Annotated in this window: 13 protein-coding genes; 3 read left to right on the top strand and 10 right to left on the bottom strand. The window is 58.8% G+C overall.

The genetic code is table 11. The features are described 5' to 3' along the window. Window positions 1-73: 73 nt before the first annotated feature. From ACP7BE_RS12980 to ACP7BE_RS12945, 8 genes are all read right to left on the bottom strand, one after another. Complete coding sequence (locus ACP7BE_RS12980) at window positions 74-1996, bottom strand: PrkA family serine protein kinase (RefSeq protein ID WP_016782433.1); 1923 nt, start codon at window positions 1994-1996, stop codon at window positions 74-76. Window positions 1997-2295: 299 nt separating this feature from the next. Beyond that, window positions 2296-2625: a thiosulfate sulfurtransferase GlpE gene (glpE, locus tag ACP7BE_RS12975; RefSeq protein ID WP_094999933.1), complete on the bottom strand. Its 330-nt coding sequence runs from the start codon at window positions 2623-2625 to the stop codon at window positions 2296-2298. Next, window positions 2622-3539: a symmetrical bis(5'-nucleosyl)-tetraphosphatase gene (locus tag ACP7BE_RS12970; protein ID WP_094999934.1), complete on the bottom strand. Its 918-nt coding sequence runs from the start codon at window positions 3537-3539 to the stop codon at window positions 2622-2624. Before ACP7BE_RS12970 ends, glpE begins: the two co-directional genes overlap by 4 nt. Then, window positions 3539-3919 carry a Co2+/Mg2+ efflux protein ApaG gene (gene apaG, locus ACP7BE_RS12965; RefSeq protein ID WP_094999935.1) on the bottom strand — a complete coding sequence of 127 codons (381 nt, stop codon included), beginning with the start codon at window positions 3917-3919 and terminating at the stop codon, window positions 3539-3541. Before apaG ends, ACP7BE_RS12970 begins: the two co-directional genes overlap by 1 nt. Before the next feature lie 123 nt (window positions 3920-4042). Beyond that, window positions 4043-4861 carry a 16S rRNA (adenine(1518)-N(6)/adenine(1519)-N(6))-dimethyltransferase RsmA gene (gene rsmA / locus ACP7BE_RS12960; RefSeq protein ID WP_094999936.1) on the bottom strand — a complete coding sequence of 273 codons (819 nt, stop codon included), beginning with the start codon at window positions 4859-4861 and terminating at the stop codon, window positions 4043-4045. Further along, window positions 4858-5847 carry a 4-hydroxythreonine-4-phosphate dehydrogenase PdxA gene (gene pdxA / locus ACP7BE_RS12955; RefSeq protein ID WP_094999937.1) on the bottom strand — a complete coding sequence of 330 codons (990 nt, stop codon included), beginning with the start codon at window positions 5845-5847 and terminating at the stop codon, window positions 4858-4860. Before pdxA ends, rsmA begins: the two co-directional genes overlap by 4 nt. Then, window positions 5844-7184, bottom strand: a complete 1341-nt coding sequence (surA, locus tag ACP7BE_RS12950) for a peptidylprolyl isomerase SurA (protein WP_169916416.1) — start codon at window positions 7182-7184, stop codon at window positions 5844-5846. The genes pdxA and surA overlap by 4 nt, the downstream gene beginning before the upstream one ends. After that, a complete protein-coding gene (locus tag ACP7BE_RS12945; RefSeq protein WP_150629056.1) occupies window positions 7159-9912 on the bottom strand; it encodes an LPS-assembly protein LptD in 2754 nt (917 codons plus the stop codon). Before ACP7BE_RS12945 ends, surA begins: the two co-directional genes overlap by 26 nt. Before the next feature lie 131 nt (window positions 9913-10043). On the opposite strand from ACP7BE_RS12945, the gene ACP7BE_RS12940 reads away from it, so the two are divergent. From ACP7BE_RS12940 to ACP7BE_RS12930, 3 genes are read left to right on the top strand one after another with little or no spacing between them, the layout of a single operon-like run. Next, window positions 10044-11069, top strand: a complete 1026-nt coding sequence (locus ACP7BE_RS12940; RefSeq protein WP_094999940.1) for an aminoglycoside phosphotransferase family protein — start codon at window positions 10044-10046, stop codon at window positions 11067-11069. Continuing rightward, complete coding sequence (gene murU, locus ACP7BE_RS12935; RefSeq protein WP_153327912.1) at window positions 11066-11737, top strand: N-acetylmuramate alpha-1-phosphate uridylyltransferase MurU; 672 nt, start codon at window positions 11066-11068, stop codon at window positions 11735-11737. The genes ACP7BE_RS12940 and murU overlap by 4 nt, the downstream gene beginning before the upstream one ends. A 1-nt stretch (window position 11738) precedes the next feature. Beyond that, entirely contained in the window at window positions 11739-12503 is a 765-nt protein-coding gene (locus tag ACP7BE_RS12930; protein WP_094999942.1) for a DnaJ domain-containing protein, read from the top strand. Between the two features lie 6 nt (window positions 12504-12509). Here the strand turns inward: ACP7BE_RS12930 and ACP7BE_RS12925 are convergent, their stop codons facing one another. Continuing rightward, complete coding sequence (locus ACP7BE_RS12925) at window positions 12510-13493, bottom strand: alpha/beta hydrolase family protein (protein ID WP_426106106.1); 984 nt, start codon at window positions 13491-13493, stop codon at window positions 12510-12512. Window positions 13494-13649: 156 nt separating this feature from the next. Next, window positions 13650-14108 (bottom strand): REP-associated tyrosine transposase, encoded by a 459-nt coding sequence (locus ACP7BE_RS12920; RefSeq protein ID WP_094999944.1) that lies wholly within the window; start codon window positions 14106-14108, stop codon window positions 13650-13652. Window positions 14109-14260 lie beyond the last annotated feature (152 nt).

Below are 14260 nucleotides of genomic sequence, written 5' to 3'. Positions count from 1 at the left end.
AGCTGCAAGCTGCAAGTCCAGGCATTTACCCATGCCTTTTCCTGCAGCTTGAGGCTTGAGGCTTACAACTGCCTCACTGCGACTTGCGGACCCGCAGGTACCACTCGGAGAGCAGCCGCACTTGTTTGTCGGTATAGCCACGTTCGACCATTCGAGTAACAAAGTCGTTGTGTTTTTGCTGGTCCTCTTTGCTTGCCTTGGCGTTGAAACTGATAACCGGCAGCAGGTCTTCGGTGTTGGAGAACATTTTTTTCTCGATCACCACCCGCAGTTTCTCGTAACTGAGCCAGGTTGGATTCTTACCGTTGTTGTTCGCCCGGGCACGCAGTACGAAGTTGACGATTTCGTTGCGGAAATCTTTCGGATTGCTGATGCCGGCCGGTTTCTCGATTTTTTCCAACTCTTCGTTGAGGGCCACGCGGTTGAGGATTTCGCCGGTTTCCGGATCCCGGTATTCCTGGTCCTGAATCCAGAAGTCGGCGTAGAGCACATAACGGTCGAAGATGTTTTGCCCGTATTCGCTGTAGGACTCCAGGTAAGCGGTCTGGATTTCCTTGCCGATAAATTCGATGTAGCGCGGCGCCAGGTATTCCTTGAGGAAACGCAGGTAGCGCTCGCGGGTTTCGGCCTGGAATTGTTCCTGTTCGATCTGCTGTTCGAGCACATAAAGCAGGTGCACCGGGTTGGCGGCAATTTCGTGGGGGTCGAAGTTGAATACCTTGGACAGGATCTTGAACGCAAAACGGGTCGACAGGCCATTCATGCCTTCGTCCACACCCGCGTTGTCACGGTACTCCTGGATGGACTTGGCTTTCGGGTCGGTGTCCTTGAGGTTCTCGCCGTCATAAACCCGCATCTTGGAGTAGATGTTGGAGTTTTCCGGTTCTTTGAGGCGCGACAGTACGGTGAACTGGGCCAGCATCTTCAGGGTGTCGGGTGCGCAATGGGCTTTGGCCAGTGAGCTGTTGAACAGCAGTTTGTCGTAGATTTTCACTTCGTCACTGACACGCAGGCAGTACGGTACTTTGACGATGTAGATCCGGTCGATAAACGCTTCGTTGTTCTTGTTGTTGCGGAAGGTATGCCATTCCGATTCGTTGGAGTGGGCAAGCAGGATGCCGGTAAACGGAATCGCGCCCAAGCCTTCGGTACTGTTGTAGTTACCTTCCTGGGTAGCCGTCAGCAGTGGGTGCAGCACCTTGATGGGTGCCTTGAACATCTCGACGAACTCCATCAGGCCCTGGTTGGACCGGCACAGAGCGCCCGAGTAGCTGTAGGCGTCGGCATCGTTCTGCGGGAATTCTTCCAGTTTGCGGATATCGACCTTACCTACAAGGGCCGAAATGTCCTGGTTGTTTTCGTCACCGGGTTCGGTTTTGGCTACACCGATCTGGTTGAGGATCGACGGGTACAGTTTTACTACGCGGAACTGGCTGATATCACCGCCAAACTCGGCAAGGCGCTTGGTGGCCCACGGCGACATGATGGTGCTCAGGTAGCGTTTGGGAATGCCGAAGTCTTCTTCGAGGATCGCGCCATCTTCGGTGGCGTTGAACAGGCCCAAAGGCGACTCGAAAACCGGTGAGCCCTTGATTGCATAGAAGGGGACTTTTTCAATCAACTGTTTGAGCTTTTCGGCAAGGGATGACTTGCCGCCCCCTACCGGGCCCAGCAGGTAAAGGATTTGTTTTTTCTCTTCCAGGCCCTGTGCGGCATGGCGGAAGTAGGAAACTATCTGGTCGATGCATTCTTCCATTCCGTGGAAGTCTTCAAAGGCCGGGTAGCGGCGAATCACCTTGTTGGAGAAAATCCTCGACAGCCGGGAGTCGGTTGAGGTGTCCAGCAGTTCCGGCTCGCCAATGGCCAGCAGTAGCCGTTCCGCGGCTGAGGCGTAAGTGCTTTTGTCCTGTTTGCACAGCTCAAGATATTCCTGGAGCGTAAGCTCTTCCTGGCGTGTGGACTCGAAGCGTTGTTGGAAGTGGCTAAAAATACTCATGACGTCACCTCGCTCGATACGTGGAGTCGGCGATAGATCGGTCAGTTCGAGTGCTGGCATGCAGCAGCATTTCAGCTGCTGTGTACCCCCCAGGACACCATCAAGGTGGCTAACCCCTTGAAGTTACTACCGATGATCCATTCGCCGGTGTACCGGCTCTCCCCAGATTTGGATGGCCTGAGGTAAAGGATAGTTGGTAATACGGGAGGTCAAGGTCAGATGCGTGAATTGTTGCCTTAGACCGTTGGTCAGGCAGGCCCCAAGCCCTCTGATCACGGGGGCTGGGGCTGATAAAAATATTATTCGCCCGGGCTTTGGGCGGTTTCGTCCGGGTAAGTGGTACGCCACAACTCGAAGCCGCCATCCAGGCTGTAGACCTCGCTAAAGCCCTGGCCGACAAGATACGCCGCAGCGCTCTGGCTGGAGTTGCCGTGGTAGCAGGCCACGATCAGAGGGGCGTCGAGGTCGGCGTTGGCGATGAAATCGTGCAGCGAGTGGTTGTCCAGATGTTTTGAACCGCTGATGTGATTGGCGGCGAAAGCTTGCGGGTCACGCACGTCGACGACTACGGCGCCTTGTTCGCGCAGGGCCTGAGCCTGTTCTGGCGGGATGCGTTTGAATTCGGTCATGGGAAATTCCTGTGGCCTGAAAGCGGGCGCGGCTGGCTGGCGCCCAAGGGTTGGGAAGTTGGTGCGGAGTGTGGGGCAATGCCGGGTACGGCAAGTGTTGGATCGTCGCAATCGCAGAGCAGGCGTTGGCCGGTGTCGACATTGAGCAGGGTCATGGCGCCGCCCCAGACACAGCCGGTATCGAGTGCGAAGATGCCGGGTTCCTTGCAGTTGCCTTCCAGTGCTGCCCAATGCCCGAAGATGATCTTGAGGCCTTGGGTTTTGCGTTCTTTGTAGCTGAACCATGGAGCGAAGCCGGGCGGTGCAGTGCCTACGCCTTCTTTGCTTTTCAGGTCGAGCTTGCCGTCCCGGGTGCAGAACCGCATACGGGTGAAATAGTTGGTAATAACCCGCAACCGGGTAACGCCGGTCAGTCCGTTATCCCATTTGGCCGGGTCGTTGCCGTACATGCCGTCGAGATAGGGGCCGACAAGGTTGTCATCGCGCAGCGCCTGTTCGACTTCGCTGGCGCATTTGAGGGCTTTTTTCAGCGTCCACTGGGGCGGTATTCCGGCATGCACCAGTGCAACCTCACGCTCGGCATCGTAATGCAGCAGCGGTTGCTGACGCAGCCAGTTCAACAACTCATCGCAATCGGGGGCCTGGAGAATTTCGCGCAAAGTGTCGCCTTTTTTCAGGCGTTCGATATTGCGCCCCACGGCCAGCAGGTGCAGGTCATGGTTGCCCAGTACACACACCAGCGACTCGCGCATGCGATACAGAAAGCGCAGGGTTTCCAGTGATTCGGGACCGCGGTTGACCAGGTCGCCCACCAGCCAGAGCTTGTCTTTGGTGGGGTCGAAGGCCACGCGTTCGAGCAGGCGCTTGAGCGGTTTCAGGCAGCCTTGCAAGTCGCCAACGGCATACACCGCCATCAGTGCAGGGCTCCGGGTACCGCCAGGCGAAAGGGCGCAATAATGGCTTTGAACTCATGACCGTCATCGGCATGCATCAGGTAGCTGCCCTGCATGGTGCCGACTTTGGTTGTGATGACCGACCCACTGCTGTAGGTGTGCTCGCTGCCGGGATCAATCTTGGGTTGCAGTCCTACAACACCGGCGCCACGGACTTCTTCTACATGACCATCGCCGTCGGTGATTACCCAGTGCCGTGACAACAGCTTGGCAGGTATTGAACCGTTGTTGCGTACCGTGATGGTGTACGCAAAGGCAAAGCGCTGATGCTCGGGCTGTGATTGTTCTGGCAGGTAACGTGTGACGACGCTGACGTCGACCAGATAGCGGGGATCGTGCATGCGAGAGGCCTTACTTGAAAGCGAAGACACAGTTCGGGATAAAACTGATGCCTGAGTCTAGGCCAAACAGCGGGTACCCGGCTAGACGTGGCGTCTGGCCGGGTACCCGTTTTTTCTCGGCGATCAGTCGGCGGCGGGCGCCACGACCGGTTGCTCGCTGAGCTTGTCGGCCAGGCGCACGAAGGCGGCCAGGTCGAGTTGCTCCGGGCGTTTGCTGCCATCGACGCCTGCGGCTTCGATTTCAGCGTTGCTGAGCAAGGCTTTGAGGGTGTTGCGCAGGGTCTTGCGGCGCTGGTTGAAGGCTTCGCGAACCACGCGCTCAAGCAGGCGGTGGTCTTTGGCCGGATGCGGCAGCACTTCGTGGGGCACCAGACGGACAATCGCTGAATCAACTTTCGGCGGCGGGTTGAATGCACCCGGGCCTACGTTGAACAGGTGTTCGACGCGGCAGTGGTACTGAACCATGATCGACAGACGACCCCAATCACCACCGCCAGGCCCGGCGGCCATGCGCTCAACCACTTCTTTTTGCAGCATGAAGTGCATGTCGCGGATCAGCTCGGCGTTTTTCAGCAGGTGAAAAATCAGCGGCGTGGAGATGTTGTACGGCAGGTTACCAACCACGCGCAGGGTGCGAGGGGCAGCATTGAGGCTCTTGAAGTCGAACTTCAGGGCATCACCCTGGTGCAGGGTGAAGTTGCTCATGCCGGCAAACTGGCGGTTGAGGATCGGCACCAGATCCTTGTCGAGCTCCACAACGTCGAGCTGGCCACCGCTGTTGAGAATGCCTTCGGTGAGGGCACCCTGGCCCGGGCCGATTTCCAGCAGGCGTTCGCCAGCCTTGGCGTTGATGGCGCGCAGGATGCGGTCGATAACCCCGGCATCGTGCAGGAAGTTCTGACCAAAGCGCTTGCGCGCCTTGTGTTGGTATTGCTCGTTCATATACGGGTCTCGGCCATCTGGTAGGCGGTTTCCAGGGCGACTTGCAGGCTGCCGGTATCGATCTTGCCACTACCCGCCAGATCCAGGGCGGTGCCGTGGTCGACAGAGGTGCGGATAATCGGCAAGCCCAGGGTGATGTTGACTGCGGCACCAAACCCTTTGTACTTGAGTACGGGCAGGCCTTGGTCGTGGTACATCGCCAGCACTGCGTCGCAGTGTTCCAGATATTTGGGGGTAAACAGAGTGTCGGCAGGCAGCGGGCCACGCAGGTCCATGCCCTCGCTGCGCAGGCGCTCCAGGGTTGGTTCGATGATGTCTGTTTCTTCGTGGCCCAAATGGCCGCCTTCACCTGCATGGGGGTTGAGCCCGCAAACCAGGATGCGCGGCCGGGCGATGCCAAATTTTTGTTTTAGGTCGGCGTGCAGAATGCGGGTGACCCGCATCAGTCGCTCGGGGGTGATTGCATCGCTGACCTGACGCAGGGGCAGGTGAGTGGTGACCAGTGCCACGCGCAGTCCGCGGGTGGCAAGCATCATCACGACCTGCGGTGTATGGGTCAGGTCGGCGAGGAATTCGGTATGCCCGGAGAACGGGATGCCCGCTTCGTTGATCACGCCCTTATGCACCGGGGCGGTGATCATGCCGGCAAAGTCGCCATCCACGCAGCCCTGGGCGGCGCGTGTGAGGGTTTGCAGCACAAAGGCTGCGTTGGCCTTGTCCAGCTTGCCGGCGGTAACCGTGGCGTTCAACGGGGTGTCCCACACGTACAGGCTGCCTGCCGGAGCCGGCTGATCGGGCCAGTTGCCCGGCTCGACCGGTAGCAGGCTGACAGCCACACCGAGCTGCGCGGCCCGCTCAAGGAGCAGGTCGCAGCTGGTGATGGCGATCAGGGGGTGTGGCTGGTGTTGCGAGGCGAGTAGCAGGCACAGGTCGGGACCTATGCCTGCCGGTTCGCCGGGTGTCAGGGCAAAACGCTGTGTGTTCACTGCGCGGCCTGGCCTGCGCTGTCAGTACCGGTTGCGCCTGGCAGCTTGATTTCAACATAGGCTTCGTCGCGGATCTGACGCAGCCAGGATTGCAGCTCTTCATCGTATTTGCGGTTACGCAGAGCGTTCATAGCCTGTTGCTCGCGCGCCTGGGTGGTGCTGTCAGTGGCACGACGGCCAAGGACTTCCAGAACATGCCAGCCGTATTGGGTCTTGAACGGCTTGGACAGCACACCTTGCGGAGTGTCGGCCATGGCTTCGCGGAACTCGGGCACCAGCGAATTCGGGTCAACCCAGTTCAGGTCGCCGCCGTTGAGGGCGGAGCCCGGGTCTTCCGAGTAAGTCTTGGCCAGGGTGGCAAAGTCTTCGCCCGACGTAATGCGGTCGTAGATTTTGGCTGCCAGTTCTTTGGTTTGCGCTTCAGTACGAATTTCGCTTGGCTTGATCAGGATATGACGGACATGGACTTCGTCCACCACCACTGATCCACCGCCGCGTTTCGCGTTCAGCTTGAGGATGATGAAGCCGCCTGGCGTGCGCACTGGAGGTGTAACGTCGCCTACAGGCATCTCACTGAGCATGCGGTCGAAAGGGGGAGGCAGTTGAGCAGCTTTACGCCAGCCCATGTCGCCACCTTCCAGTGCCGTGTCGCTGCCGGAGCGGGCGATGGCCATTTGGGCAAAGTCAGCGCCCTGTTTGAGCTTGTTGTAGACCTCTTCAGCTTGCTTTGCTGCGTTCTGGATGGCTTCCGAGCTCGCGCTTTCAGGCGTCGGGATCAGGATATTGGCCAGGTGGAACTCTTCGGACATCTGCAATTTGCCCAGGTCCGAGGCCAGGAAGTTTTTCACTTCCTGATCCGTGACCTGAATGCGCTCAGCCACGCGGCGCTGACGCACACGGCTGATGATCATCTCGCGACGCACCTGTTCACGGGCATCTTCATACGACAGACCGTCGTGGGCCAGGGCCTGACGGAATTGCTCGATGGTCATGTTGTTGCGCTGGGCAATGGTGCCGATAGCCTGGTTCAGTTCTTCGTCCGTGATGCGAATGCCTGAACGCTCGCCGATCTGCAGTTGCAGGTTTTCGACGATCAGGCGCTCAAGCACTTGCTGATCCAGAACACTGGCAGGCGGTACACCCTGGCCACGCTTGGCGATGGTTTGCTGAACTTCGTGGACACGCTGGTCCAGTTGGCTCTGCATGATCACGTCGTTGTCGACGATGGCCACCACTTTATCCAGGGGCTGTACTGCAGCGCTGGCTGCAGTACCCAGGAACAACGCGCCCAGCATTAGCGGGCGCAGACACTCAGAAAGCTTGATCTTCACGTTCACGATAACCTTGGATGCCTTTGTCGAGGAAGCTCTCTACTTTGGTGCCAACAACGCCACCGAGACCTTTCAGCACAACTTGGAGGAAGAGACCATGGTCGCCCTTCTCGTTTTGAGGGGCTTCCTGGGTGTACTCGTCGTTGGATACCCAGTAACGGCTGATCAGACGAAGCTTCCAGCAGCAGTTGTCGTACTCGAAGCCACCGAAGGCTTCCAGGGTACGGTTGCGGTTGTAGTCGTACTGCCAGCGGCTGATGGCGTTCCATTGCGGCACGATCGGCCAGATAACCGAGAAGTCGTGCTGCTGGATTTTGTAGTAATCCTTGATGTAACCCGGTTGGCCAGGGGTGCCGTAGTCACCACCGCCCACTACCCATTTACCGGTGTACTGGTCGTAGCGAACCTGGTCGTTGCGGTAGCGATAGCCGACGTTGACCACCTTGTTCGGGTTGTCTTCAGGCTGGTAGTGCATCATCGCACTGCCTGAGCGCGGGCTGTGGCTTTCCGGGTCCCAGTTGTAGTCAGCGGTTGCACGCCAGTCGCGGTTGAAGCGATAGGCGTATTCCAGTGCATACGGAGACATGCCGGCAGTCGCATCGGCACGGTCAGCATCAATACCTGGCAACTGAACTTTGCGATCCTTGAAGTAGTAGGCCTGGCCCACGCTGATGCGTTGACGTTCAAAGCCGTTGTCTTCGATCAGGCGGCTGGTCAGACCCAGCGACAGCTTGTTCTCGTCGCCTACACGGTCAGTACCGGTAAAGCGGTTGTCACGCCACAGCGAGGAATAGCTGAAGGTGCTTTCGCTGGTGTCGAAGATCGGGATGTCATCCTGATTGCGTTCCGGCACATACAGGTAGAACGCCCGCGGCTCCAGGGTCTGGCGGTAGTCGGTGCCGAACCAGTTGGTGTTGCGGTCGAAGTACAGGCCGCTGTCGACGCTGGCGATTGGCACGCTGCGGTTGACCGAGCTGTCGAACTTGCCGCCAGCACTGGTCAACTGAGTCTTGCCGGTGCCATCCAGATCCAGATCGTACTGGGTGTACATGTACTTCAGGGACGGCGTCAGGAAGCCATAGCTCCAGTTCAGCGGCAGGCTGACACTTGGGGCAAGGTTCATGCGTGTGCCGTTGGCACGGGCCAGGCCGGTCACGTTGGTATCCAGACGATTGGCGGTGGTGCCGTCCTCGTTGGTGTACTGGCCGTTTTCCAGGCTGCGGTCAAACCGTACCAGCTCGGTGTTGTAGGCGAAGTTCAGGCCACCCGGATGATTTGGCAGCATGCCATCGAGGGTAAGTTGCGGCAGCTTGTCGTAAGGCGTGATCTGGGTAACGGTGGCCAGTTGATAGGCCTGCACGTTCAGTTTGGCGGTGTAGTCATCGCCACGGTAGCTGACGGCGCCTTGCTGGTTCAGGAAGTCACGGCTTTCAACGCCGATCTGGTCACTTTCCAGGTCCTGGAAGTAATACGGATCGCTGATTTTGGTGTAGTCGACTTCGGTCAGTACACGGGAGTCGAGACCACCCTTGTGCTGCCAGTTAAGCATGTAGCGCTTGTCGGTGTAGTCGGTCTGGCGCTTGCGGTCGTCGTTGTCGTCGTTGAGGTACGCGGCACCGAACTGGCCTTCGCTCGATTCGGTCAGGTAGCGGAACTCGCCTTCCATCAACAGGCCGCGCTTGGTCATGTAGCGCGGGTACAACGTGGCATCGTAGTTGGGTGCCAGGTTGAAGTAGTACGGGGTCACGAGCATAAAGCCGGTGTCGGTGCTGCTGCTGAAGGACGGCGGCAGGAAACCGGACTGGCGGCGATCGTCGATCGGGAAATAGATGTACGGGGTGTAGAACACCGGAATGTCCTTGACCCGCAGCGTCACGTTGGTGGCCGTACCGAAACCAGTGGCCGGGTTCAACGTGATGTTATTGCCCTTGAGCTGCCAGGCGTTGCTGTTTGGCTCGCAGGTGGTGTAGGTACCATCCTTGAGGCGGATGATCGAGTCTTCGGCACGCTTGGCATACAGCGCACTGCCGCGGATGCGCGACTTGTGCAGCACATATTCCGCGTTGTCGACCTTGGCCGCACCCGTGTCCAGTTGCACATCGGCGTGGTCGCCGACGATCAGTGCGCCGTTGTCACGCAGGCGCACCTTGCCGTTGAGCTCGCCACGGCTTTCAGCCTGGTACAGGCTGGCTTCGTCGGCTTCGATCTGCATGCTGCCCTGGCGCATGACTACGTCACCGGCCAGGGTCGCAACCTGCTCTTCCTGCTCATAGCGGGAGGCTTTGGCGCCGATAAAGGTCGGGGCGTCGCTTTTGCTGGTGGGGTCGTTCATGCCCGGACGGATGGGCTCTACGTACGAACCGGAGCAGTACGGGCCGGTTTCGGCCAACTGGGCAGCGGTCAGCTTGTCCCGGGGCACCCAGTCGAGGTGACTGTAATCGTCACTGCGCGCCTTGAGCCCACGGCCTTTGGCCTCGGTGACCAGCGGGGCCTGTTTGGCCTGCTCGCTGGTTTCACCGCTGGCACCCACAGACCCGTCACCGTGCGCAGGACGCGGTGGCAGTTGCGCCACGTTGGTTTTTGGTGCGCAATCCCAGCCCCCCGTAGCCGACACGGAACAGTCATACTGCTCCTCGGCAAACGCGAACGGCGTGGCGAGAGGTTGCATGGCCAGCAAACTGCCGGTTACCAGCAACGGAAATTTTTTACGAAACGCGGGGGATTTCAATGCCATCTTATTAGTCCGGGCTTCCTGCGTGCCATCAGCCCGCGGTGGGGGACCGCACGCCTATCGATGGTCTGGAAAAGATTCTGGATAATAAAGCATGACCCGCTTGACGGCTAGCGCCGTCGGAGACCCTTGTAATGCCTGACCAAGATGTACGCCTGCAACACCTGAAAGTTTGGCTGGATGAGCAGCTGGCAACCGTGTTCGAGAATGAGGGTTGGGGAGCTGTGCCCCCGGCCACGTTGACTGCTGCCAGTAGCGATGCGAGCTTCAGACGCTATTTTCGCTGGGAGGGCGAGGGCCGCAGTTTTGTTGTCATGGACGCGCCGCCGCCCCAGGAAAACTGCAAACCTTTCGTCGATATTGCTGATTTTTTGCGAACTTGCCTGATTAACGTACCGAAAATTTACGCTCAGGATCTTGATCGCGGCTTTCTATTGCTCAACGATCTGGGCAACAAGACCTTCCTGGACGTGATCAACAGCAGCAACGCCGACGAGTTGTTCAAGGATGCCATTGAAGCCTTGCTGGCCTTTCAGCAATTGCCGATGACCGAGCCTTTGCCCAGCTATGACGTGGCCTTGTTGCGTCGCGAGCTGGAGCTGTTCCCCGAGTGGTACGTGCGAGCTCACCTGGGGGTGGATTTCAATGAGCAGCAACAGGCCGTCTGGCAACGAGTCAGTACGCTGCTGATCGACAGTGCCCTGGCGCAGCCCAAAGTGCTGGTGCACCGCGACTTTATGCCGCGCAACCTGATGCTCAGCATTCCCAATCCTGGGGTGCTGGATTTCCAGGACGCAGTGTATGGCCCGGTGACGTACGACATTACGTGCCTGTTCAAGGACGCCTTCTTGAGCTGGCCTGAAGAGCGTGTGCGCAACTGGCTGCAGGATTACTGGAAGCTGGCGCTGCCGTTGGGCATCCCGGTGCAGCGCGATTTTGAAGAATTCTTGCGCGCCAGCGACCTGATGGGTGTGCAGCGGCATTTGAAAGTGATCGGCATTTTTGCCCGCATTTGTCATCGCGATGGTAAACCACGCTATCTGGCCGATGTACCGCGCTTCTTCTCTTATATAGAAGCTGTGCTGGCGCGACGTCCCGAGCTGGCAGAGCTGGGTGAGTTGTTCAGCAGCCTGGGGCTGGTCAGCGAGGTCGATGCATGAAAGCGATGATTCTGGCCGCCGGTAAGGGCGAGCGCTTGCGGCCACTGACCCTGCATACACCAAAGCCCTTGGTGCGTGTGGGTGGCGTGCCGTTGATTGAGTACCACTTGCGGGCGCTGGCCGCGGCAGGTTTTACCGACATTGTGATCAACCACGCCTGGCTGGGTCAGCAAATTGAAGATCATCTGGGCGACGGTTCGCAGTTTGGTGTCAGCATCCAGTACTCCCCGGAAGGCGAACCGCTAGAGACCGGTGGCGGAATTTTCCAGGCGCTGGCGTTGCTTGGCGATGAACCCTTTGCCGTGGTGAACGGTGATATCTGGACCGATTACGAGTTTGCTGCCTTGCGTCAGCCGTTGACCGGGCTGGCTCATCTGGTTCTTGTGGATAACCCGGCACACCACACGAGCGGTGATTTCAGCTTGAGCGGCGGACAGGTTCAAGATGGCATGTCGGGTGCCGATACGCTGACCTACAGCGGTATCGCCGTGCTTCACCCCGATCTGTTCAGGGGCTGTACGGCGGGTGCATTCAAACTGGCACCGCTATTACGTAACGCCATGGCGGCAGGGCAAGTGACAGGTGAGCGATTGCAAGGGCATTGGGTGGATGTAGGGACGCACGAGCGCCTGGCCGAGGTCGAGTCGTTGATCAAGGACGCGCGCTAGCATGTTGTGGCCAGGGACTCTGATCGGAGCCGGAGCAGGCTTTTTCATAGCCAGTATTCCGGGGGCCATGCTCGGTGCTTTACTGGGGCAGGCGCTCGACCGGCGCTTGCAACTGCACAGTTGGGCCGATCTGCTTGAGCGTTTTGGTGCCCGGCCGGTGCTGCGCAACGATGAGTTGTTGTTTGTGTTGCTCGGTCGTCTGGCCAAAAGCGGCGGACAGGTGGTGGGCAAGCATATCGAGCAGGCGCGGCTGGAAATGCGTCAGCTCGATATGGAGCCTGCAGCGCAAAAGCGTGCCATTGCCGCGTTCAACCGTGGCAAATCCGGTACTGATTCGCTGCGCGGTTACCTGAAACGGCTCAAGGCTCAGCCTCATGCGGCAGAAGGTGTATTGCGTGCCTGCTGGCGAATGATCCTGGCCGATGGCCGGGTGGCTCCCCAGGAACGTGAGCTGATAGTGCTTTGGGGGGGCTGGCTGGGCTGGACCCGCCAACAGGTTCTGGTGTTGGGTGGCGAACATGAGCCTCAGCCCAAACCGCTGGCGACCCGTGGCGGTACCTACCGGCAAGCGCTGCTTCTGCTGGGGGTGACCGAGGCCAGTGATCCTGAGCAAATCAAGCGAGCCTATCGGCGCCTGCTCAGTCGTCATCACCCTGACAAGGTTGCCGGCAGCGGTGCGGGCCCGGCGCAGGTGCGCGAGGCCACGGAAAAAACCCGTGAACTGCACCAGGCCTACGCCTCGATCCGTGAACGGCGTGGTTTTTAGCGCAGTTTACTTATCCACAGGTTGCGGGCTGAGCCAGCCGCGTACACGGCGAAACAACTGCTCCTGTTCACCATCCCGGTTGCCCGGGGTGGCGAGCAATCCGACCTGCTTGAAATTCGACCCGTTGGCTCGCTTGCTGGCCTGCAATCTTTGCAGGGCGGCTTCGCGGGCCAGGGGTTGGTCTTTATAGAAGATATCCAGCAGCGCCACGTTGAGGGCCGGGGTCAACTGGCTCAGGTCCGGCTCTGTCAACACAGGTTTGCGGGCAGACACCATGATCAGTTTCTGGATCTGGGCAGGATGCTTGGTACTGATATAACGCGACGCCCAGTAGGCCCCGGAACCATGGCCGAGCAGAACGATAGTGCGCATGTTCTGGTGCTGGGCAAAGGCAATCGCAGCATCAATACGGGCGAAGATGCGCTCGGCATCGGCCTTGTCCAGGTCTTGCCCGGTTTGAGCCGCTTCGGGTTCCGTGCTTTCGGTGCCGTCACTGGCGGCCTGCTCGATGGGTTTGGCCGTGGTGGTGGCTGCCTTGCTGCTACTGTCTGTCGCAATTGCAGCAGGAGGTTTCTCTGGTTCGGCTTCGCGCGGCTGGCTGGCTTCGCTTTGCATGTCCGGCAGACTCAGGCTCAGGCTGGCCCAGTTGGCGTCCGGCAGCTTGTTGCGCAGAGGGCTGACGGTCAGTGGCCAGTCAGCGGTTTCACCGGCTCCGGGGATGATGATGACCGCACCCTCGGGGGCGCTGCTGTTTGCGGGCTTCCACAGGGCGAGAAAACTGTCATTGGGTGCTTGCAGTTGTTGTTGCTCATGTTGCGGCAATTGCCGCTCAAGGGCCGCCGCATCTTCCTGACTGCGCTCGGGCAGGGGCGCGCGAACTGCGGGTTCTGGCTCGACTTGGGGCTTGGTATCGGCTGCAAGCACTGGCAGGGCGAACGGCAATATCAGCGACAGGCACAAAGCCGGTAGTGCCAGACGATAAGAAAACATCGGTTATTCCAGGCCAGAAGTAGTACCGGCAGCGTAATGGGTTGATCAGTATTTGTCAGGGTATGACGGTTGAGATGAAATGTTTTTGCTCTCTGTGAGTTATCGGCTCCTGCTGTGGTTGCGTGGGCGTAGCGAGAAAATGCGTACGGCTCGGGTCTAGATCCAGCAGGCATCCCACAGGGGGTAATCACCGATCCGCGAGGTCAGTTGAGAGCGGATCGGGTTTTTGATGATGTAGCGGGCGATGTTTTTAATGTCCTCTTCCTGTCTGACAGCCCTGTCGTGATAGCCCCTTTGCCAGATTCGCTCACTGGATCGGCATGCTTGATTGACCGTAATGCTGCTGCGTGACTTGAATCGGCACATCAACTCGCCCAGGGTTTTGGTACGTAACTCTACGAGCCAGTGGCAGTGGTCAGGCATGACCACCCAGGCGATGGACCTGACGATGCCGTCGTCGTGAGCATGCCGGAGTTGGTTCACCACAAGACGGCCTAGATGGAAGTCGGTAAATACGGGTCGCCGTAGCTCGGTGACGGCGGTGAGCAGGTATATGTGGCCGGGTTCGGAGTAGCGCCCGGTGCGCAGGTGACAAGCGTTGTTTGAAATTGGCAATCCTTTGCCCTCGGTCTGTTTTTTTCTAACGCTAGATCAGCCATCGGCAAGTATCAAAGTGAACACTTAACCGGATATTGCACTTTGCGTAGCAGCTGCCGAAGGAACGAGGCTGCGTTCGGCGGCGAAGCCGTCGTAAAAACAGGCAACAC

This window comes from Pseudomonas sp. TWR1-1-3 (assembly GCF_049896805.1).
Classification (GTDB): Bacteria; Pseudomonadota; Gammaproteobacteria; order Pseudomonadales; family Pseudomonadaceae; genus Aquipseudomonas; species Aquipseudomonas bubulae.
Note: the sequence above shows the minus strand (reverse complement) of the source record. Positions and strands in the feature narration are given on the sequence as shown.